This is a genomic window from Cellulophaga lytica DSM 7489 (assembly GCF_000190595.1).
GTDB lineage: Bacteria > Bacteroidota > Bacteroidia > Flavobacteriales > Flavobacteriaceae > Cellulophaga > Cellulophaga lytica.
In genome coordinates this window covers 139,414-161,776 of record NC_015167.1, presented here as the reverse complement: position 1 = coordinate 161,776, position 22,363 = coordinate 139,414, and the positions used below count along the sequence as shown (strand labels likewise).

General features: G+C 32.9%; 19 protein-coding genes and 1 riboswitch. Of the genes, 8 read left to right on the top strand and 11 right to left on the bottom strand.

Annotated elements, in window-relative coordinates; genetic code table 11:
* Position 1: 1 nt before the first annotated feature.
* From CELLY_RS00785 to CELLY_RS00755, 7 genes are all read right to left on the bottom strand, one after another.
* Complete coding sequence (locus tag CELLY_RS00785; RefSeq protein WP_013619743.1) at positions 2-616, bottom strand: hypothetical protein; 615 nt, start codon at positions 614-616, stop codon at positions 2-4.
* A gap of 96 nt (positions 617-712) precedes the next feature.
* Positions 713-1,258 (bottom strand): acyl-CoA thioesterase, encoded by a 546-nt coding sequence (locus CELLY_RS00780; protein ID WP_013619742.1) that lies wholly within the window; start codon positions 1,256-1,258, stop codon positions 713-715.
* Between the two features lie 3 nt (positions 1,259-1,261).
* The gene (locus CELLY_RS00775) at positions 1,262-1,627 is read right to left on the bottom strand and encodes a hypothetical protein (protein ID WP_013619741.1); all 366 of its coding nucleotides are present in this window, start codon (positions 1,625-1,627) and stop codon (positions 1,262-1,264) included.
* Between the two features lie 34 nt (positions 1,628-1,661).
* Positions 1,662-2,993, bottom strand: a complete 1,332-nt coding sequence (locus CELLY_RS00770) for a DNA recombination protein RmuC (RefSeq protein WP_013619740.1) — start codon at positions 2,991-2,993, stop codon at positions 1,662-1,664.
* A gap of 108 nt (positions 2,994-3,101) precedes the next feature.
* The gene (locus CELLY_RS00765) at positions 3,102-3,800 is read right to left on the bottom strand and encodes an ABC transporter ATP-binding protein (protein ID WP_316931705.1); all 699 of its coding nucleotides are present in this window, start codon (positions 3,798-3,800) and stop codon (positions 3,102-3,104) included.
* A 113-nt stretch (positions 3,801-3,913) separates the two neighbouring features.
* A complete protein-coding gene (locus CELLY_RS00760; RefSeq protein ID WP_013619738.1) occupies positions 3,914-4,945 on the bottom strand; it encodes a FecCD family ABC transporter permease in 1,032 nt (343 codons plus the stop codon).
* Position 4,946: 1 nt separating this feature from the next.
* Entirely contained in the window at positions 4,947-6,101 is a 1,155-nt protein-coding gene (locus CELLY_RS00755; RefSeq protein WP_013619737.1) for an ABC transporter substrate-binding protein, read from the bottom strand.
* A 68-nt stretch (positions 6,102-6,169) separates the two neighbouring features.
* Positions 6,170-6,377, top strand: a riboswitch (cobalamin riboswitch).
* 93 nt (positions 6,378-6,470) lie between these two features.
* Between CELLY_RS00755 and CELLY_RS00750 the strand changes: the two genes are divergently transcribed.
* On the top strand, positions 6,471-8,336 hold the full coding sequence (locus tag CELLY_RS00750; protein WP_013619736.1) for a TonB-dependent receptor plug domain-containing protein: 1,866 nt from the start codon (positions 6,471-6,473) through the stop codon (positions 8,334-8,336).
* Positions 8,337-8,414: 78 nt separating this feature from the next.
* Here CELLY_RS00750 and CELLY_RS00745 read toward each other — a convergent pair whose 3' ends face one another.
* Positions 8,415-9,938 carry a S41 family peptidase gene (locus CELLY_RS00745; protein ID WP_013619735.1) on the bottom strand — a complete coding sequence of 508 codons (1,524 nt, stop codon included), beginning with the start codon at positions 9,936-9,938 and terminating at the stop codon, positions 8,415-8,417.
* Positions 9,939-10,168: 230 nt separating this feature from the next.
* Between CELLY_RS00745 and CELLY_RS00740 the strand changes: the two genes are divergently transcribed.
* The 6 genes from CELLY_RS00740 to CELLY_RS17190 all read left to right on the top strand — a co-directional run bounded on the left by CELLY_RS00740 (position 10,169) and on the right by CELLY_RS17190 (position 19,066).
* Positions 10,169-10,678 carry an RNA polymerase sigma factor gene (locus tag CELLY_RS00740; RefSeq protein ID WP_013619734.1) on the top strand — a complete coding sequence of 170 codons (510 nt, stop codon included), beginning with the start codon at positions 10,169-10,171 and terminating at the stop codon, positions 10,676-10,678.
* The gene (locus tag CELLY_RS00735; RefSeq protein ID WP_013619733.1) at positions 10,665-11,084 is read left to right on the top strand and encodes a hypothetical protein; all 420 of its coding nucleotides are present in this window, start codon (positions 10,665-10,667) and stop codon (positions 11,082-11,084) included. Before CELLY_RS00740 ends, CELLY_RS00735 begins: the two co-directional genes overlap by 14 nt.
* A 9-nt stretch (positions 11,085-11,093) precedes the next feature.
* On the top strand, positions 11,094-11,627 hold the full coding sequence (locus CELLY_RS00730; RefSeq protein WP_013619732.1) for a DUF4252 domain-containing protein: 534 nt from the start codon (positions 11,094-11,096) through the stop codon (positions 11,625-11,627).
* Between the two features lie 66 nt (positions 11,628-11,693).
* Entirely contained in the window at positions 11,694-12,239 is a 546-nt protein-coding gene (locus tag CELLY_RS00725) for a DUF4252 domain-containing protein (RefSeq protein WP_013619731.1), read from the top strand.
* Between the two features lie 162 nt (positions 12,240-12,401).
* A complete protein-coding gene (locus CELLY_RS00720; protein ID WP_013619730.1) occupies positions 12,402-13,211 on the top strand; it encodes a mechanosensitive ion channel family protein in 810 nt (269 codons plus the stop codon).
* A gap of 185 nt (positions 13,212-13,396) precedes the next feature.
* Positions 13,397-19,066, top strand: a complete 5,670-nt coding sequence (locus CELLY_RS17190; RefSeq protein ID WP_013619729.1) for an endonuclease — start codon at positions 13,397-13,399, stop codon at positions 19,064-19,066.
* 83 nt (positions 19,067-19,149) lie between these two features.
* Here the strand turns inward: CELLY_RS17190 and purB are convergent, their stop codons facing one another.
* Positions 19,150-20,493: an adenylosuccinate lyase gene (gene purB / locus CELLY_RS00710; protein WP_013619728.1), complete on the bottom strand. Its 1,344-nt coding sequence runs from the start codon at positions 20,491-20,493 to the stop codon at positions 19,150-19,152.
* A gap of 120 nt (positions 20,494-20,613) precedes the next feature.
* Positions 20,614-21,177: a hypothetical protein gene (locus CELLY_RS00705; protein ID WP_013619727.1), complete on the bottom strand. Its 564-nt coding sequence runs from the start codon at positions 21,175-21,177 to the stop codon at positions 20,614-20,616.
* 35 nt (positions 21,178-21,212) lie between these two features.
* Between CELLY_RS00705 and CELLY_RS00700 the strand changes: the two genes are divergently transcribed.
* Positions 21,213-21,686, top strand: coding sequence for a heme-binding domain-containing protein (locus tag CELLY_RS00700; RefSeq protein WP_013619726.1), 474 nt, complete (start codon positions 21,213-21,215; stop codon positions 21,684-21,686).
* On the opposite strand, the gene CELLY_RS00695 is transcribed toward CELLY_RS00700, so the two are convergent.
* The gene (locus CELLY_RS00695) at positions 21,649-22,341 is read right to left on the bottom strand and encodes an SIR2 family NAD-dependent protein deacylase (RefSeq protein ID WP_013619725.1); all 693 of its coding nucleotides are present in this window, start codon (positions 22,339-22,341) and stop codon (positions 21,649-21,651) included. The two genes, CELLY_RS00700 and CELLY_RS00695, sit on opposite strands and share 38 nt — an antisense overlap.
* Positions 22,342-22,363: the final 22 nt, after the last annotated feature.

The following is a 22,363-nucleotide window of genomic DNA, read 5'->3' as shown; positions in this document are numbered from 1 at the left end:
ATTAATTATAAACTTCTTGGTCTATAACACTTTTTTTATAAGCTTTAAAAGCAAAAAAGATAAATACTAGCGTAATTAGACTACCTAGAATAAGACTGTTTGTAGCTCCTAAAGACTCAGAAATTGATAGAAGTATTCTTTTTAAACCTCTTCTAGAGCCAGATACAGTTACATTTTCACCAGCTTCTAGTTTTAGTGCACTATCATATAAAGCAAAAGTTAATAATGCAGCTACCAAACTGTATAAGGAAGGTTTTATCCAAGCTTTGGTTTTTTTCTGAACTTTGTTTTTAGAAAAGTTTGTTTTAGATACTAGTGTGTTTAATATACTTTGGTATTCTTCATCTGTCTTAAAATCTAAGTACGCTTTTTCATTTTTACCCTTTTCTGTAAAAAATACCTGAAAACCTAAATCTTCCTTAAACGGAACTATTTTTTGAATAGCAGTATACTCAAAAGTATGTTGTGTATTAAGTAATCCTTTTTTATCAGAATCTAATTCGATATTAAAAGCCTCAAGCGTTTTATAATCCTCATCAGACAATCTAACTTTAGAGTCTGTAAGTAGAATGTTTTTAATGTATGTAGCCTTTGTATTAATTATAAACTGTTGCATTAACCTAAATTTTTCAATTTAAGTTAAATGTATTGTTTACTACCTACTTACAATAGTACCAGTATATATTTGGAGGGTTTTAATATATATATGTAATTACTTTATAGCAATTTTTACGTTTTCTTTTTCTAAAGAATCTAAAAAATCTTCTACTTTAAAGTTTGATGACTCAAACGTGTTACTTCTTTTAAAGGCTTGTTCTTTACGTCTAATACTACGCGCAAACCTACGTATGCCTTGTTTGTCTTCTACCAATAAGCCAGGTACAACAAGACTTTTACCGTGTGCATCCTTAGCAACCATTGTAAAGTATGATGAGTTACAATGTTTTTTTACACCTGTAGTAATATTTTCAGATTCAACCCTTACGCCAACAACCATAGATGTTCTTCCTGTATAGTTTATAGATGCTTTTAAGGTTACCAGTTCACCAACTTCTATAGGATTTAAAAAGTCTACCCTGTTTACAGATGCAGTTACACAGTAGCTCCTAGAGTGTTTAGATGCGCAAGCAAATGCAATTTGGTCCATTAGGTTTAAAATGTAGCCACCATGTACTTTACCACCAAAATTAGAGTGAGATGGTAACATTAATTCTGTAATAGAAACTTTAGATTCACTTGCTGTTTTAAATGTACTCATAATTTAATTTCTTATGTGTGGAGATTGTTCTTTAGTAACCTCTGTAATAAAATATTTAGTATCTCCTAACCAAGCAAAAGTAGCATAACGCTCTACATAAGTAACCTTTACGTAGTTACCTTGGTAATCTTTAAGCTTTTCTATAATATCCTTGTCTTTGTCTAAAACCGAAAAAGAAAATATTTGTGCGCCAGAAATACCTTGACTAATTTCTCCTTCCCAAGTTTTAATAACCACACCTTTATGACTAAATTTAATAAGTTCTCCAGACCTATAACCTTCACTAATTGGTACGTAGTAAATAAATGCATAAATAGCAGTAAATACTGCAACAATAATTAATAATGTAATTGCTAAAGCTTTTTTCATTAGTAGTAGTTATATGGTTGTTAATTGTTTAGTTTTAATTGTCGTTATGGTTGTCTATAGCACGTTTTAAAATAGGTTCTGGAATAGATTTTTTAGCTTTTGCACCCATTTTTTTCAATTTTTCTATAGATGTAATAATGTTTCCACGGCCTTCTACCAACTTGTTCATAGCCCCTTTATATTCATTTTTAGCTTCATCCATTTTTTTACCAACCTTGGTTAAGTCGCCAACAAACCCCTCAAACTTATCATATAACGCGCCAGCTTGCCTAGCAATTTCTATGGCATTACGTTGTTGTTTCTCATTATTCCACATAGTATCTATAGTACGTAAAGTTGCTAGTAAAGTAGCAGGTGTAACAATAACTATGTTTTGCTCAAAAGCCTTATTATATAAATTGTTGTCATTGTTTATTGCAACAGCAAAAGCAGGCTCTATAGGTACAAAAAGCAACACAAAATCCGGACTCTCCATTTCGTATAAATCTTCATACTTTTTGGCAGACAATTGGTCTACGTGCTTACGTAAAGATACTATATGTTCCTTTAAAAATTGTTCTTTTTCTGTTTCATCATCAGCATTTACAAAACGCTCATAGGCAGTTAATGATACTTTAGAATCTACCACCATTTTTTTGTTATCAGGTAAATTTATAATAACATCTGGCAGTACTCTAGAGCCATCTTCTCTGGTAAAACTCTGTTGTACACTGTATTCTCTGTCTTTTTCTAAGCCAGATTTTTCTAATACACGTTCTAATACCAATTCTCCCCAATTCCCTTGCATTTTACTATCGCCTTTTAAAGCTTTGGTTAAGTTTTCTGCCTCTTGGGTAATTTTAAGGTTTTGACTTTGTAGGTTTAATAGCTGTTCTTTTAAGGCAGAATGTATACTGATGTTTTCTTTTTGACTTTCATCAACTTTTTTCTCGAACAACAGAATTTTTTCTTGCAATGGATGCAAAATGTTTTTAATATTTATTTGATTTTGTTCTGTAAACTTAGTACTCTTTTCATCTAAAATTTTATTTGCTAAGTTTTCAAATTCTTTTGTAAATTTTTCCTGAAGCTGTTCTACCTCTTGCTTTTGCTCTGTATTTTTAAGCTGAAGATTTTCTATGTCTGCTTGGTACCTAGTAATTTGGTTTCCTAAGTGCTCTTTTTCTTCACGCAATGCATTTTTTTCATCCTCTAAAGACAAAATTTTATTTTCTAAAGCAGTAAGGTTTTGGTTTAAAATAGATTCTCTTTCTAATATAGCACTTTGGCTAGATTTAGTTTTTAGGTTCTGAATGTAATTTCCTAAAAAATAACCAGCAACAAGGCATATTACAGCAACTAAAAAGTAAATTAAAAAATCGGTCATAATGTAAATAGTGTCTATAAAAAAGTAAAGATAAACGTTTTGTTTGTTGTTTTCTTTAAAGCCTAATAGAAGTAATTAACATCTAATAAATAATATTATATTTTATGCTTAAACAACCTTAAAGCTAGCACTTTTTGCATCAAAAATAATAGTGTCTTTAGGGAAAAGGGCATCAAATTTATTAGTGGCTATTAAGTTTTGTGGTGTGCCAAAATGACTTTCGTTTTTATCTAGAATTAAAATTTTATCACACAATTGTAAAGCAACTTCAATTTCATGAGTGGTAAACAAAATAGTTTTTTGGGTTTTGTGGGCTATGTTTTTTAATAGTTTTAAAATAGTTGCCTTGTGGTACAAATCTAGGTGAGATGTTGGTTCGTCTAACAAAATAATAGAAGTGTCTTGTGCCAAGGCCCTTGCAATCATTACTTTTTGTAATTGTCCGTCACTAAGTTCGTAACATTTTTTATGTTGTAACTCTTCAATTTGCACCAAAGAAATGGCTTCTGTAATTTTATCTTTATCTGTAGTTGTAAGCGTACCAATCCAATTGGTGTATGGCTGTCTTCCTAGGGCAATAACTTCTAAAACAGTTAAGTTTTTAGAAGCTATTTTTTCTGTTAACACAACACTTATTTTAGCAGCTAATTGTCCTGGTTTGTAGTCGTTAATTTCAATAGCATCAATACTAATAGTACCACTAAGTTTTGGTTGCACATTACCCAAAGTACGCAGTAAAGTAGATTTTCCTATACCGTTTACGCCAACAATAGCCGTTAACTCTCCTTTTTGTAAAGCAAAATTAATATCCTTAGAAATAACATTTTGTTGTTTTTTAGAGCTGTAACCAACACTTAGGTTTGTTACTTGTAGGGCTATATGTTGTTGTTCTTTTTTGATGTTTTTTACAATTTATAAATTTAAAATACCATTTTCTTTTTACGTACTAAAAGCCATATTACTACAGGAGCACCAATAATAGAGGTAATAGCGTTTATAGGTAATACATAGGCGCTAGATGGTAATTGTGCAATAGTATCGCACAGGAGCATTAAAATAGCACCGTATAACAGTACTGCGGGTATTAGTATTTTGTGGTTTGTAGTATTAAATACTTGTCTGGTTAAATGTGGAACAGCCAAACCTATAAAAGCAATAGGACCTGCAAAAGCAGTAATACCACCAGCTAATAAACCTGTAGCTGCAATAATTAAAAAACGTTGTTTTTTAATGTGTACTCCCAAACTGCGTGCATAATTTTCGCCTAATAAAAAAGCATTTAAAGATTTTATGGTAAAAACACTTATAAAAATTCCTATACCAACTATTGTTCCTAGCAAACCTAATTGGGACCACGATAAATTACCAAGACTACCAAAAGACCAATAAATATACTGTTGTAGTTGCTCTGCGTCTGTAAAGTATGATAATACACTAACAATAGCAGCAGTAATGCTACCAAACATTAAGCCAATTATTAAAAGAGCCATAGTGTCTTTTACTTTAGCAGCAACAACAAGTACAGATAATAATACTAAAAAACTACCAGTGCTAGACGCTATAGCTAAAGTTACATTATTTACAACGCCAAATGTAAAAACACCAGATAATACTGAGGCTCCCATAATTAAAATAGCAGCACCTAAACTTGCACCAGAACTAATACCTAAAACAAAAGGTCCCGCAAGCGGATTCCTAAAAAGTGTTTGCATTAATAAGCCACTTAAAGCCAAGCCACTACCTGTAAGTATAGCAGTTAAAGCTTTTGGTATTCTATAATTTTTAATAATATACCTCCAAGATTCTTTTTCTAAATCTCCACCAAAAATTACACTTAATGTATCTGTAAATGGTATGGTTACAGAGCCCAAACTTATACTAACACAAAAGCATATTACCAGTATTGCTAGTAATACTATAAAAGCTAAAGTATATTTTTTTTGATTTGGCACGTTATTGTAAAGGTTTAAAAAATGTAGTTTGGTAATTAGGCAAAACCTCAGGATGAAAAATAGAAATAAGGTCTTTTAAAACCAAATCTGGTCTGTTGGGAGCAAGCTCAAAAAACAATACTCCGCCAGTTTCTCCTTTAACTAACGTAATGGTATATATTTTTTTATTCTTATACGCATCAAACTGGGTGTAATGCTGGCTAGACTCTGCAACTTCTTTATAACTAGAGTTGCTAGATGGTGATATCCAAAAATCGGCTTTGCCAGCTTTATCAAAAACACTTTCTATACTTAAACCAACACCACCAGTTTCTTGCAAATCACTCCATAAATAATTAGCGTTTGCATCTTTTAAAAATTGAGCCATCCAGCTTTTTCCGCCAGCTACGTGCCATAAATCTTTATATAAACCGCCAGTTAAAACGCTAGGTCTATTGGTTGCTTTTTTAGCTAAAGCTTTAGCATTATTATAATCTGTTTCAATAGTTTTAAAAATTGAATCGGCTTTAGCCTCAGCGTTAAAAAACGGAGCAAAAAACTTAATCCATTCTGCTTTGCCAAGTGGCGTTTCTTCTGTCCAATCACCATTAAAAACAACAGGAATATTAGAGCGTTGTAAGGTGCTGTATGTTTTATTGTTATTGTCTATGCCAAAACCAACTACCACATCAGGATTTAAAGCAATAACCATTTCTGTGTTTAAAGATTCGTTTACGCCTAATTCTTCAATTTTACCTTCATTAATCAATGTTCTGGCATTAGTAGAAGAAATATAGTCTGTGTTAGGAAAACCTACTAATTTATCTAAAACACCAAGAGATTCTAATGTAGGTATATGCGTAGTAGATGTAGCCACTAGTTTTTTAATAGGAACGGTTACAATAGCATCATAATCGTTTTTATTTAAGGTAATTGTTGCTGCCTTATCTTTAGGAATTAAAGCATAAGTAAAAGCAGATTCTGCATTTGGCCAAGGAGATGTGATTTTTAAAATTGTAATACCATTTGCTTGCTTAGTTATGCTAAAACCTTTGGCATAATTAAGCTTTATGTTACTTTCTTTTTGTGTGGTGTTAGGTAAAGGTTTTTGAGCCTTTTCTTTACAAGCAGCTAATAGTATAAAACAACTTAAAAATATGGATTTTAAAATTTTCATTGGCTATAAATTAAAGTCCAAAAGTAGTGTAATTTAAATTTGAATAAAAAAATTGAGTAAAAAGGATTACTTTTGCGCCGAATTTTGGTTCTGCTATGTAGCGTAGTAAGATTAAAAGGGAATTTGGTTAAAATCCAAAACTGTTCCCGCAACTGTAAGCTTAGTTTACCAAGGGTAAATGCTTTTTGTAACTACAGATCCACTGTCTAATATTAATGATGGGAAGGAAAGCAAAAAGACGCAAGTCAGGAGACCTGCCATATTCAAAACAACTAATGTTAAACTTTCGGGATAAAAGTTTACGTATGGGTACAGACATACGCAGAAATTAATATAATTTCTACTCCCGTTTTATTAATGAAACACAAAATGAACAAAAAAATTATTGGTTTATGTGCGGCTGTATTGGCTAGTGCAACTGTTGTAGCACAACAAGAACAAGAAAAAGTAAAGGTTCAAAAATTAAATGAAGTTGTAGTTAGTGATTCTCGCTTTGAACTTAAAAGAGAAAACTCTGGTAAAACAGTGATAAAAATTACAGCGGAAGAGTTAGAAAGAAGTCAAGGTAAAACAGTAGCAGAAATTATAAACACAAAAAGCGGATTTTCCATTGCTGGTAGTACTAGCAGGCAAGGTACTGTTTTGGGTGTGTTTGCTCGTGGTGGTAGAGGAAGGCAAGTGTTAATTATTATAGATGGTGTACGTGTATCAGATCCATCTTCAGTAGGTCAAGAGTACGATTTAAGATTACTTACAGCAGCAAGCATAGAGTCTATAGAGATTATTAAGGGAGCAGCTAGTACACTATATGGTACAAATGCAGCTACTGCGGTAATTAATATAACAACAAAAAAAGCTGCAAAAGATGCTATCTCTGGTAATTTTCAAGCAAGTGTTGGTACAAATCAAACAGCGGCTAACCAGAATTTTGATGTAAATGAGTTCGCTAACAGTGCACGTGTAAGTGGTACTTTAGATAAGTTTACATATAAAGTTGGTTTCTCTAACAGGTATTCAGACGGTTTATCTGCCATTGTTACTCCAGAAAATGAAAAAGATGATTTCTCTAACTACAGTACAGATGTCAATTTAGGATACACTTTTTCTGATAAATTTTCTGTAAATGTATATGGAAACCAAACAAAAAATAGTGGTGAGTACGATGAGTCTTTTGGGATGCTAGATGCTCCGTACTCTTTTACAAGTGATCAAAAAAGAGCTGGCTTGTCATCTACTTATAAATATAATAAAGGTTCTGTTGTGATAAATGGAGCTTACAGTGAGTACAGCTCAGAAAACAAATCTGCTTTTCCTAGTGCTTACGAGGGTAAGAACATAGTGGTTGATGTGTATAATAAATACAATTTTAATGATACTTTTTATACTGTTTTAGGTGTAAATTACATTAATGATGAAACGGAATATGCAGAGATACAAGATTTTTCTATTGTAGATCCTTATGCAAATGTAGTATATGTGTCAGATTTTGGTTTAAACTTAAACCTTGGTGCTCGTTTAAATAATCACTCTGAGTATGGCTCTAATTTTGTTTACAATTTTAATCCATCTTATGTTATTAAAAATACAAATGGTTATGTTAAATTGATGGGGTCTTATGCAACATCATACATTACTCCAAGCTTAAACCAGTTATTTGGTAATTTTGGTGCCAATCCAGACCTAGATCCAGAGGAAGACCGCACAATAGAAGGTGGTTTAGAGTATGCTGCAAATGACAAATTAAGAATTAGTGCTTTATATTTTAATAGAAAAGAAGAAAATTTTGTTTTTTACGGAGCAACAGGTTATGACAATGCAGAAAATACAATTGAAGCAAAAGGTGTAGAAGTAGAGTTAGACTATACGCCAGTTAACGCTTTAAATATTGGAGCAAATTATACATTTACAGAAAGAGAAGGAGATGCAGGTATACGTTTACCAAAACATAAGGTAAATGCATTTGCAAACTACAATTTTTCAGACCGTACAAATGCATCTTTAAATTACACAATGGTAGGTAATAGATCAGATTCTGATTTTGCAACTTTCCCGGCTACTAATGTAAACTTACACGCTTATACGCTTTTAGATTTATACATCTCACATACACTTATAAATAATAAATTAACTGTATTTGCTAATGCAAGTAACTTGTTAAATGAAGAGTATACAGAGATATTAGGTTTTACAACAAAAGGAGCTAACGTAAGGTTGGGTTTAAACTTAACTTTATAAAGTTATAGTGCAATATATAAAAAAAGAGCTTGCTGTTTAGCAAGCTCTTTTATTTTTAAAGCAATGATAAAACCTAAACTATTTACTAGTAGGCTTAATATCATTTGGCATAATATACATTTCAGAACTAAATTTAGGGAATTTAACACCTTCTGTAACATTGGTAACGTTTGCATCTTTTTGTAAGTCGAACTTACCAGCAGTACCAAGCATATCATCTAAAGCAGCACGTAATAATACTTCATTAGTATCACCAAAAGGTTTTATATTTTTGTAGTATTCATATTCTTTAACTTCTACATCAGGTACAAAACCATCACCATAATCATTTTCTCCTAATTTATTAAATATCTGAAAAACAATTGGCTGCATACCAACAGTGTGTTTTGTACTTCTGTTATCAGTATCTGTATATGGTTCTGTGTTAGAATTACCTGGTGCATCTACAACAGTAATAGAACCTTCATTTTTACCAGTTGTTTTTTCTCCAATAACCTTAACATTAATGTAAGGTCTTAATCCATTTATAATCATTTCACTAGCAGAAGCTGTTCTTTCTGTGCCTAAAACATAAAGTCTAGTTATGCCTGTTAACCTATTCATATCAGTTGCTCCAGAATATGCTCCTGTTGTTTTGTCATATAAAAAAACATCTTCAAAAAACGGATAAACACTGCTATTGTTGGCATCTCTTTTTGCGTTGTATTTTAACTCGGCAAAAACTTCACCACTAACTGTATTTGTTTCTGCAGTAGCTTCACCATAAATCATACTAGCCAATAAAGCAGAAGATAAAACAGAGCCACCACCATTGTATCTAAAATCTAAAATAAGTTCATTAACCCCAGCAGCTTTTAATTCTCCAAAAGCATCGTTTAATTCTCCGTTGTAGGTTCCACGGAAACCTTCGTAAACAAGGTATCCAATTTTACGGCCTCCTTCTTCTATAACGCTTGTATGGTGAACAGGGTTTATAGATAAAGTTGCAGCTGTAAGTGATTTTTCTTCAGTTTGTGTTAAAGCATCTGTTTCCGAAACGGTTGCTAAACCTAACATTACACTTTCTTGAGTGTATAGTTTATTAACAATAAGATAATTATCAATAGTCATTACCTCACCATCAACTTTAGAGATGATATCACCTCTTTTTAATCCAGCTGCTTCTGCAGGTGAACCTGCAGCAACAGAGCCTATAACTTGTACAACATTATCAGTTGCACCAACTCTTACTAAAGGCCCTCTAGTAATACCGTAAGTAGTACTAATACCATTAAAACTCGCTAGCTGCTCATCTACATCCTCTATAAACCAAGAGAAATCATCTTTTTCAGTATATTTTAAAGCATTAAAAACATCTTCAGGGCTACTAAACCCATTTAAATAGGAATAAAAGGCATCTTGGTCATCGTCTTTAGTGTCTGCTAAAGCGGTAACATCTGGTTGCCAATAATACCAATGGTTTAATCCTTTCCAGATAAATTCGTTTATTTCATTGTTAAGTGTTACTGCTTGTGGTGTTTCTCCGCCGCCATCATCATCATTTTTATCACAGGATGTTAAAAATAAAAACAACCCAGATAATAGAATTACTGTTTTTTTCATAATAGTTATTTATTTAGTGTAAGAACATAGCTAGTCGCAACTATTGTTCCATAATTTTACACATATATTAAGTATGTGTTACATACGTTATATATAGTGTGTCGGTTTACAATGCTGTAAATTACTGACAACTTTTACAAAAAAAAATTTTTTTGTAACAAAAATCATTCTATGTCGTCTTGCTTATATAAACCTAGTAATAGTGTTTGTAACAACAACTAAACTAAAAAATGAAACAATCAGAATTTCTAAATGTGGTAATGCCTTTTAAGGATAAACTGTTTAGACTAGCCAAAAGATTACTAGTCTCTACAGAGGAGGCAGAGGATGCCACCCAGGAAATACTGTTAAAATTGTGGTCTAAAAATGACCGTATGAAGGGATACGCAAATGTTGAAGCTTTTGCTATGACAATGACAAAAAACTTTTGTTTAGACAGGTTAAAATCTAAACAAGCTAGTAATTTAAAATTGGTGCATAGTAATTATACAGACAGTAATGCATCTTTACAACGACAAGTAGAAGCGCAAGACAGTGTTAATTGGGTAGAGAAAATAATGGAGAGTTTGCCAGAACAACAAAAAATGGCACTGCAACTAAGAGATGTAGAGCAGTACAGTTTTGAAGAAATTGGCAAATTACTAGAGATGACACCTGCAGCAGTTAGAGTTGCATTGTCAAGAGCAAGAAAAACAGTGAGACAAAAATTAATGGAAAAACATAATTATGGAATTGCATAATATAGAAAAATTATTAGAAAAGTATTTTGAAGCTACCACTACGGTTGCCGAAGAAGAAACATTAAAAGCCTATTTTTTACAGGGTGATGTTGCTCCGCATTTACAAGAGTACACAACAATGTTTACTTATTTTTCTAACGCCAAAGAAGAAACTTTTACTAAGCAGGTACCATTAAAACCTAGAAAAAGAAATTATAAATGGTTATCCGTAGCAGCAGTAGCAGTTTTAGTATTAGGCATATATTTTGGTAATGATTATCGTGAGCAAAAAGAAGCTGAATACGTTTTACAAGAAACTGAAAAAGCATTTAGCCTTATAGCTCAAAACTTAAACAAAGGCACCGAAAAACTGGTTTACCTTAACAAATTTGAAGAAGCAACAAACAAGATTTACAAAACAAATTAAAATTAAATTATGAAAAAATTATTAATCATAGCAGTACTTACTGCGCTACCATTTACAGGATTTTCACAGTCAATTTTTGACAAGTTCGAGGATTTAGATAACGTATCATCTGTTATTGTAAATAAAAGTATGTTTAATCTACTAACTAAGATAGATGTAGACGTAGACGATAAAGACACACAAGACTTTATAGATATAGGAAAAAGTATAAGCAGCTTAAAAGTTTTTATTACTGAAGATAAAGCTATTGGAGCAGATATGCTTACCACAATGAAATCTTACTTAAAAACAGCATCTTTAGAAGAGCTAATGCGTGTAAAAGATAAAGATGCTAATATTAAATTTTATATTAAAAGTGGTAAAGATGAAGACCACGTAAGCGAACTTTTAATGTTTGTAAGTGATGTAAAAGGCGCTAAAATTGACAATCGTAAAATAGAAACTGTTTTAGTATCTATTACAGGAGATATAGATTTAAACAAAATAGGTTCATTAACAAGTAAAATGGGCTTGCCAGAACAATTAAACGAAGTTAAAAAGTAACAACACATATTTCTATCAAGGTTAATAACTAACCTTGATAGTTATTAATAAATAAAAATCATCAATATGAAAAACGGAATAAAATACATAACAGCAGCATTAATTTTGTTGGTTACGTTAGGCTCTTGCTCTTCTAGTCAAAGCCTGCAAGAGTATTACGTAGATAGCAGCGAAAATGATAATTTTTTATCTTTTGATGTTCCTACAAGTATATTAAATATAGCATCTGCAAATTTATCTCCAGAGGAAAAAAAAGCAGTAGAGTCTATAAAAAAAGTGAACGTTTTGGCATTTAATAAAACTACAGATAATGTAGATTCTTATAAAGTAGAAAAAACAAAAGTAAATGCTATTTTAGGGAATAAAAAATACACGCAGTTAATGAAAATTAACTCTAAAATGGCAAAAGGTGTAGTTAAATTTACTGGTGAAGAAGATGCTATAGACGAGGTAATTGTTTATGGTTATAAAGATGATAAAGGTTTTGCATTAATCCGTGTTATAGGAGATGATATGAACCCTGCATACTTAGGTAAATTTATAAGTGCAATGGAAAAATCTGACGTAGATGAAGGAGCACTAAAAAAGATAGGAGATCTAATAGGAAGCTAGTTTTCTAGATTTTTATTTGTTACAAGCCTGTTTAACTATGTTAAGCAGGCTTTTTTTGTTATGAAATGGTAAAATGTTAACAACTGTTAATGTGTTTTAAATTTTTTATAAAATACATTTTATATATTGTACCCAACATTAACTATTTAAACATTAACAATTATGGAGAATCCAGAAAAATGGATGAATTTGGCAATCGAGAAAATAATGGATTATGGCCCAAAAATTATTATGGCTATAATTATTTATCTTGTTGGAGCGTGGCTTATTAAAAAACTTATTGGAGTTGCAAGAAAAGTAATGGCAAAAGGCAATTATGATGAGTCATTACAAAAGTTTTTATTAAACCTTGTAAACTGGGGATTAAAAATATTTTTAATCATTACAGTTATTTCTACTTTAGGAGTAGAGACTACAAGTTTAGCAGCTGTTATTGCAGCCGCAGGTTTAGCTATTGGTTTAGCATTACAAGGCTCTTTAGGTAACTTTGCAGGAGGCGTTTTAATTATGATTTTTAAACCTTACAAAATTGGAGACTTAGTAGAGGCTCAAGGCGTATTAGGTTCTGTAAAAGAAATTGAAATTTTTACAACTAAATTAATTACACCACAAAACAAATTAGCAATAGTACCTAACGGTGCAATGGCAAATGGTAACATTATTAATTATACAGCAGAAGGTAAAATGAGAGTAGATACTACTGTTGGTATTGGTTATGGAGAAGATATGAAAAAAGCAAAACAAGTGCTTTTAGAAATGTTACAAGCCAACCCTAAAGTATTAAAAGACCCTGCACCATCTGTAAATGTAGAAGAGTTAGCAGATAGTTCTGTAAACTTAGCGGTGCGTCCTTTTTGTAAGCCAGAAGATTATTGGGATGTTTATTTTGCAACCATTGAAGGTTCTAAATTAGCGTTAGACAATGCTAAAATTGAAATTCCTTATCCACACGAGGTACAAATTAATAAATAAGACAACCTGTTTTTTTATATAAAGACCGCTATATGCGGTCTTTTTTTTGTTCAATTTTAAACAAACAAAAACAGTACATAACGTTATCAACAATTAATAGTAATCGTTAATAATAAGTTAATATTAGACAAGTAATTATAATATCTTTTAAATGTAGTTTTATCGCCAACAAACCTATATAAAAAATGATGAAAAATTACCTTAAAGTATTAATTTCCATTGGAATGCTGCTTTTAACGGCCATAGGCTATTGTCAAGTGCCAGCATACTACAACGGAACAGATGTTACACAAACAGGTGGTAACTTAAAAACCGACTTATCTAACTTGGTTACAACAACACAAACAACTGTACTAAGTTATACACCAGGCGTTTGGGACGCTTTAAAACAAACAGATTTAGATCCGGCAAACTCTAATAATGTATTGTTAATTTATGGTTATAATGATGCAGATGGCAATACAACAACAGACCGTACCAGAAGTAAAAATAACAATGGTGGTGGTGTTGGCGATTGGAACAGAGAACATGTTTTTCCAAAATCATTAGGAAATCCAAACTTAGGAACATCTGGTCCGGGATCAGATGCACACCATTTAAGATCATCAGATGTACAGTTTAACTCATTACGTAACAATCACCCATTTGGTGATGGTAGTGGTAATGCAGGTTTAATGAGTGGTAATGTTTGGTATCCTGGAGATGAGTGGAAAGGAGATGTAGCCAGAATGATAATGTATATGTACATACGTTATGGCAACCAATGTTTACCTACAGCAGTAGGTACAGGCGCAACTACGTATAGTGGAGATGTTCCAGATATTTTTTTACAATGGAATGCAGAAGATCCTGTGTCTCAAGTAGAAATTAATAGAAATGTATTGTTAGAAGGAATTCAAGGAAACAGAAACCCTTTTATAGACAATCCTGCTTTTGCAACTGCTATTTGGGGAGGACCACAAGCAGAAAACAGATTTAATAATACAAGTTCAGATACAGAAGCTCCAACTGCACCTTTAAATTTAAGTGCAGCAAATACAACAGAAACAGAAACACTTTTAAGTTGGGACGCAGCTACAGATAATGTAGGTGTTACAGCGTACCAAATTTTTAACGGTACTACTTTAGCAGGTGTTGTTAGCGGAACATCATACCTAGTAACAAACTTAACAGCAGAAACTACGTATACTTTTACTATAAAAGCATTAGATGCAGCAGGTAATATGTCTGCAAATAGCAATACAGTAACAATAACAACTTTAGAGGATACCATAGTTACACCACCAGCAGGAGATTATATTATTTCTCAAGGGTATGAGAGTACTGCTACAGATAACTGGAACTATACAGTATCTCCAAACAATTGTAATGATGGTGGTAGTGATGTTTGGGATGTGGTAACAAGTGTAGGATCTATAAGTACCGCAAATACAGGAACAAATTTCTTTGGAATTAGAGATTTAGAGGGGAATTGTGGTACAGCAGATGGTGGCACATTAACTTTTGACGCTGTAGATATATCTACTTATACAGATGTGAGTTTATCATTTGCAGTAAATGTTGTTGGTTATGATGTTACCAATGGAGATACAATTAGCTATGAGATTTTTCACGATGGTACTTCACAAGGAGTACAAGTTATAACTGTTGGCAGTCCTTACAGCACTGCAGATTGGGAGCAAATTACAACTGCTGTTCCTAACACGGTTTCCTCAGTAAGTTTAAGGTTATTTGTTAAACAAAACGGAGGTAGTGATTACGCTGGTTTTGATGACGTTCGTTTAGAAGGAACTTCTTCTTCTACACCGGTAACTCCATCAATATTAATAAATGAAATTGATGCAGATACACCTGGTACAGATACACAAGAATTTGTAGAATTGTTTGATGGAGGAGCAGGAAATACTCCTTTAGATGGTCTTGTTATGGTGCTTTATAATGGCTCTAACAACCAAAGTTATGCTGCGTATGATTTAGATGGCTATACAACAGATGCAAATGGCTATTTTGTAATTGGTAATGTAGATGTACCAAATGTAAGTTTAGTTATACCAAGTAATGGGTTGCAAAATGGTGCAGATGCTGTTGTTATATACACTGGTGATGCTTCAGATTTTCCAAACGGTTCTAGTGTAACTACAGATAATATAGTTGATGCTGTTGTGTATGATACTAACGATAGTGATGATTTAGAATTATTAGTGTTGTTAAACGCTGGTGAAGCTCAGGTTAATGAAGGCGGAGCAGGAGATAAGGACAATCATTCTTCACAACGTATTTTAAACGGAGCAGGAGGCGCACAAAATACATCTACATTTGCACAAGAAACACCAACACCAGGTGCTGCAAACGGAGAGGTTGTAGTTGTGCCACCAACAGAGGCTACAATACTAATTAATGAGTTAGACGCAGATACAGCTGGTACAGACACACAAGAGTTTGTAGAATTGTTTGATGGCGGAGCAGGTAATACTGCTTTAGATGGTAAAGTGTTGGTTTTTTACAACGGCTCTAATAACCAGAGTTATGCGGCTTATGATTTAGACGGATATAGCACAGATGCAAATGGTTATTTTGTAATAGGAAATGCAGATGTACCAAATGTAAATATTATAATACCAAGTAATGGTTTGCAAAACGGAGCAGATGCTGTTGCTTTGTATACAGGTGATGCTGCAGATTTTCCAAATAATTCTGCAATAAACACAACAAATCTTTTAGATGCTTTAGTGTATGATACTAATGATAGTGATGATGCTGAATTGTTGGTATTGTTAAATGCAGGAGAAGCACAAATTAACGAAGGTGGAGCAGGAGATAAAGATGCACATTCTTTGCAACGTTATACTAATGGTTCTGGCGCAGCGTTAAGCACTGCTAATTATGTACAGGCTTTGCCAACACCAGGTGCATCTAACACAAATGCTACAGAACCAATTACTTTGGTAATTAATGAAGTAGATGCAGATACAGCAGGTACAGATACGCAAGAATTTGTAGAATTGTTTGATGGCGGTAAAGGTAACACGGCTTTAGATGGTTTTGTTTTAGTACACTATAATGGCTCTAACAACCAAAGTTATGCAGCGTATGATTTAGATGGATACACAACCAATGCAGAAGGTTATTTTGTAATGGGTAATGTAGATGTGCCAAATGTAAGCTTAGTAATACCAAGTAATGGTTTGCAAAACGGAGCAGATGCAGTGGCTTTGTACACTGGTAATGCATCAGATTTTCAGAATGTAGCTGTAACAACTAATGGTTTAATAGATGCTTTGGTGTATGACACTAATGATAGTGATGCTACAGAATTATTAGCTCTTTTAAATGTAGGAGAGGCACAAATTAACGAAGATGAATTAGGTAATAAAGACGGGCATTCTTTACAGCGTTTTCCAAACGGACAAGGAGGAGCAAGAAATACAGCAACGTATACACAAGCTATTCCTTCTCCAGGAACAGAAAACGGAGCTGTTATACCACCGCCAGCAACTATTAGTATTGCAGAGGCAAGAAATGTAGCAGACGGAGAAGTGGTTACTGTAACGGGAGTATTAACTGTTGCAGATGCTTTTGCTGGTTCTGCTTACATACAAGATGCTACAGGAGCAATTGCTATTTTTGATGAGTTGGTACACGGAGAAGGTGTTTTTATGGTAGGTGATTCTATTACTGTAACAGGTACAAGATCTGCTTTTAATGATCAATTACAAATAGCAACGGTTACCAATGTAGAAAACAATGGAGCACCAACAAACGCAATTACACCAGTAACAGTTACTTTAAGTGAGTTGGTAAATCATCCGGCAGAATTGGTACGTATTATTAATCCTGCTTTTCCTAAACCAGGAGATATATTGTTTGGAAATTCTAACTACACTATTACAGATGCATCTGGTAATGGATCACTTCGTATAGATAATGATGTAGAAGCAATAGTTGGTTTAGGTCAGCCTAATACTTGTACAGAAATTACAGGTGTAGTTGGTCGTTTTTATGAAACATACCAATTGTTACCAAGATCTTCAGAAGATATGCCTTGCGCAGGGGAGTATGTACCACCAACAATTCCGGTAGAAATAGGAAAAGACAAAACGTTAGATGTGGTAGCCTGGAATATAGAGTGGTTTGGAGATGAAGCAAACTCGCCAGCAGCTGGTAGCCCAATGTCTGATGCCATACAAAAAGATAGTACAAAAGCTATAATTGCAAAGTTAGATGCAGATATTTATGCTGTAGAAGAAATTGCAGATGAGACTTTATTTGCTCAAATGGTTAGTGAACTTCCTGGGTATGATTATGTACTTTCACCAGCGGTATCTTACCCTAATGACCCTGGAGTTAGTCAAAAACTAGGATTTATATACAATACAGCAACTGTAAATGTGGTAAATACTAAGGTGTTGTTGCAAACAATTCACCCAATGTATAACGGAGGAGACGACTCTGCCTTGATTAATTATCCTAGTGCAACAGATCGTTTTTATGCAAGTGGTCGTTTACCATTTTTAATGACAGCAGACGTAACTATTAATGGTGCAACAGAACAAATAAATGTTGTTGCCTTGCACGCAAGAGCAAATAGTGGTACAGATGCACAAGGCAGGTATGATATGCGTAAGTATGATGTTGAGGTATTAAAAGATACTTTAGATGTGCAATACGCAGACAAAAAACTTATTTTGTTGGGTGATTATAATGATGATGTAGATACAACAGTTGCAGATATTACAACGACTACAACGTCTAGTTTTAATGCTTATGCTACAGATGAGGTTAACTATAACATAGTTTCAAAAACATTAAGTGACCAAGATTTTAGATCGTATGTTTTTAGAGAAAATATGATAGACCATATTACAATAACAAACGAGTTAAATGACAATTATATAGCAGAATCTGCTCGTGTACATTATGAGTTTTATGATAGTGACTATCCAAACACAGTATCAGACCACTTTCCGGTATCTGCACGTTTTCAGTTAAAAGGTTTAGAGTTGGTAAGTATATCTACAACAGATGTTACTTGTAGTACGGCTTTAGATGGTACAGCTACAGTAGTTGTAGAAGGTGGCGCAAAACCATATGCTTATGAGTGGAGTAATGGCGATACTACAGAAACTGCTACAAGCTTAGAGGCTGGTACACATAGCGTAATTATTACAGATGCTTTAGGCAATGAGGTTACGGAAGAATTTATAATAACAGCTCCAGAGGCAATAAACATTTCTGTTTCTGATAACACTAAGGTTTACTTAGGCTATGACTCTTGTACAACTTTAAGTGTAACTACAGTAGAAGGTGGTGTTGCTCCTTATAGTTATGAGTGGAGTAATGGTGAAACTACACAAGACATTAAAGCGTGTCCAGAGGCTACAACAACATATACCGTTACTGTAACAGATGCTAATGGTTGTTTTACAACAGCAAACGTTACTGTAGATGTAGAAGATGTTAGGTGTGGTAACGCGTACAGACCAGGAGTTGAGGTTTGTTACAAAGGAAAATCGTATTGTATGTCTAAATGGGCAGCAGCAGTTTTTGTAAAGTATTACGGTGCAACATTAGGTGCTTGTGATGCACAAGATCAGGTGTCTATTACAAATTTAAGACTGTATCCAAATCCGTTTAGAAATTATTTAAATATTCAATTAAATAGTAATTTAGATACAAATGCAGATTTTGTTATCTATAATTTTTATGGAAGAAAAGTATTTAGTTCAAAAGAGCAGTTAACAGCTGGTAAGTCTAACTTAACGTATAACTTAAGTTATTTAAGACGCGGAAAATACTTTTTAAAAGTAAGAGTAAATGGTGTAACGCAAAAAGCAAGACTGCTTATTAAGCGTTAAGCTAATAATAAAACAAATAAAAAACCCATCAATTTAATTATTGATGGGTTTTTGCTTTTTACAAGCTATAAAATAAACAGTTACTAAATACCAGTATAGTTACTTGGTGTAATAGCTTTTAGTTCAGTTTTAATAGCATCAGATACTTCTAAAGTATCAATAAAATTAGCTATAGATTTCTGATTAATTTTTTCGTTTGTTCTAGTTAAACCTTTTAATGCTTCATAAGGGTTAGGGTAAGCCTCACGACGTAAAATAGTTTGTATTGCCTCTGCAACAACAGCCCAGTTATTTTCTAAATCTTGTTCAAACTTTTCTTTATTAAGTAATAGTTTGTTTAATCCTTTTAATGTAGAGCTAAAAGCAATAATAGTATGTGCAAAAGGTACACCAGCGTTTCTAAGTACTGTACTATCTGTTAAATCTCTCTGTAATCTAGAAATAGGTAATTTAGCAGATAAGTGCTCAAAAATGGCGTTAGCTATACCTAAGTTTCCTTCAGAGTTTTCAAAATCTATAGGGTTAACTTTATGTGGCATAGCAGAAGAGCCAACTTCGCCAGCTTTAATTTTTTGTTTAAAGTAATCCATAGACACGTATGTCCAAAAATCCCTATCTAAATCTATAATAATAGTATTTATACGCTTAAGCGTATCAAACAAAGCAGCCATATGGTCATAATGCTCAATTTGCGTAGTAGGGAAAGAGTGCTGTAAGTCTAACTTTTCTTGAACAAATTTTTGTCCAAATGATTTCCAATCAATGTTAGGGTAAGCAACTTTATGTGCATTAAAATTGCCAGTTGCACCACCAAATTTAGCGGCACTTGGTATATCATTTAATAAATTAAATTGTTCTTTTAAACGAACAACAAAAACATCTATTTCTTTACCTAAACGTGTAGGAGAAGCTGGTTGTCCGTGAGTTCTGGCAAGCATAGATACTTCTGCCCACTCTTTAACCAATTCTTCTAGTTTTTCTACAACATCAAAATACATAGGAACGTAAACCTCGTTCATAGCTTCTTTTATAGAAAGCGGTATAGCAGTGTTGTTAATGTCTTGTGATGTTAAACCAAAGTGTATAAATTCTTTATAGTCTTGCAAACCTAATTTGTCAAACTCCTTTTTAATAAAATACTCAACAGCTTTTACATCGTGGTTTGTAACTTTTTCTATTTCTTTAATTGCTTGCGCATCTTCAGTAGTAAAGTTTTGGTAAATAGCACGTAAGTTTTCAAACAATGCAGTATCAAAATCTTTTAATTGCGGTAACGGAATTTCGCATAATGCAATAAAGTATTCAATTTCAACTCTAACTCTGTATTTTATCAAAGCTTCTTCAGAAAAAAAAGAACCTAGAGCATCTACTTTGTTTCTGTATCTACCATCTATAGGAGAAATGGCATTTAATTGGTTTAAAGACATCTGTTTTTGTGTTGATTTTTAAAAGCTGCAAAGGTAGTTAAAAGTATGTTTATATGCCTATTAGTTAGCTTGTTTTATGTGCTGTTTTTTAAGAAATAGAATTAATAAAAAGTTAAATTTTTATGCAATTTTATCTAATGTTAATCTAGCTCTTGCCTTATATGCAGCAGTGCCGTAAGGGTAATTTTTTTCTAATATGCTACGTAGCTCTGGATGTATCCAAGCATACTTTTTGCCTAATGCATAGAGACTTGTCATAGAATACGCCTGTGTAGCTACTTTATGGTTGCCAATAAGCCAATCAAAACAAACGGTAGTAATTAGCTCTAAATGTTTTTCTTTTAAGTTTTTCTGAACTTGGTTTTCTTGTTTAGAGAAATATTGAAGCATTAAAATTTCGCAAATTTTAGCACAAGGTCTAATGCTAGACTCTATGGTTAACAACTTTAGTCCGTTTAAAAATTTATCAATTACAGGAAAAATAATACTATTATTTTCTTTAAAAGCAAACTCTAATACCCAAGCTGCTTTACAAGAGATAGGGTCATTTACAGTAAGTACAATGTCTAGTAAGTTAGGAACTAAACCTTGTTCTTGTAAAATAACATTAGCTATTTGTTGTCTTTTTTCTCTAGAGTGGTTAACGCTACTTTGTAGCCACAAATGTAATTCTGTTTTTGTCACAAAAAGTTGTATTTTGCTTATACTAAATTGTAAAGATGAAAATACTAAAAAAAATACTACTAGCTTTATTAATTATTTTAATAGCAATGCAATTTTACAGGCCAGAAAAAAATAACGCAGAAACCGATTTAAAAACTGCCTTTTTAACAGAAACAAATCCTTCTAAGGAAGTTAAAAAAATATTAGAAACTAGCTGTTATGATTGTCATAGTAACACAACTGCGTATCCTTGGTATAACAATATAGCACCGGTATCATACTGGTTGGCAGACCACGTTAAAGATGGTAAAAAACATTTAAATTTTTCTGAATGGGAAAATTATTCAGTTAAGAAAAAAGATCATAAGCTTGATGAGGTAATGGAAACCGTAGAAAGTGGAGAAATGCCATTAAAGGAATATACGTGGACCCACAAAACGGCAAATTTAAGCAGTACACAAAAGGAAGCGCTAATAGAATGGGTAAAAAATACTAGAGCATTGTATCAATTAAATCTTTTACAAGAGTAGGCAAACCATTAACGGCAGTTTTATTTATAATTGTAAGGTTATTAAAATCACTTTGCTTAATACTAGGGTTAGGGTCTATAAAGTAAATAGGAGTGCCATTAGTAACATAATGTACCAAACTAGCAGCTGGGTATACTTGCATAGAGGTGCCAATAATTATTAAAACATCTGCTGTTTCAGTTATTTTTGCAGCTTTTTCTAATAAAGGTACTTCTTCACCAAACCAAACAATATGCGGTCTTAGTTGGTTTTTACTTTTAGATAAATCTCCTAAGTTTAAGTCTTTTGTCCATTCTAATACCTCGGTTTCATTTTGGGTACAACGTGCTTTTAAAAGTTCACCGTGTAAATGAACCACATTTTTGTTTCCTGCGCGCTCGTGTAAATCATCTACATTTTGGGTAATTACAGTTACATTAAAGTGCTCTTGTAATTTTGTAATAGCTAAATGTGCTTTATTAGGTTTTACAGTTAATAATTGCTTTCTTCTTTGGTTATAAAAATCCAATACAAGCTCTGGGTCTGCAGCAAAACCTTGCGGAGAAGCTACTTGCATAACATCATGACCTTCCCATAAGCCATCTGCGTCTCTAAATGTTTTTATGCCGCTTTCTGCACTAATTCCGGCTCCAGTAAGGAGAACAATATTTTTCATTCGCACTAGTTTTTTATAAAAT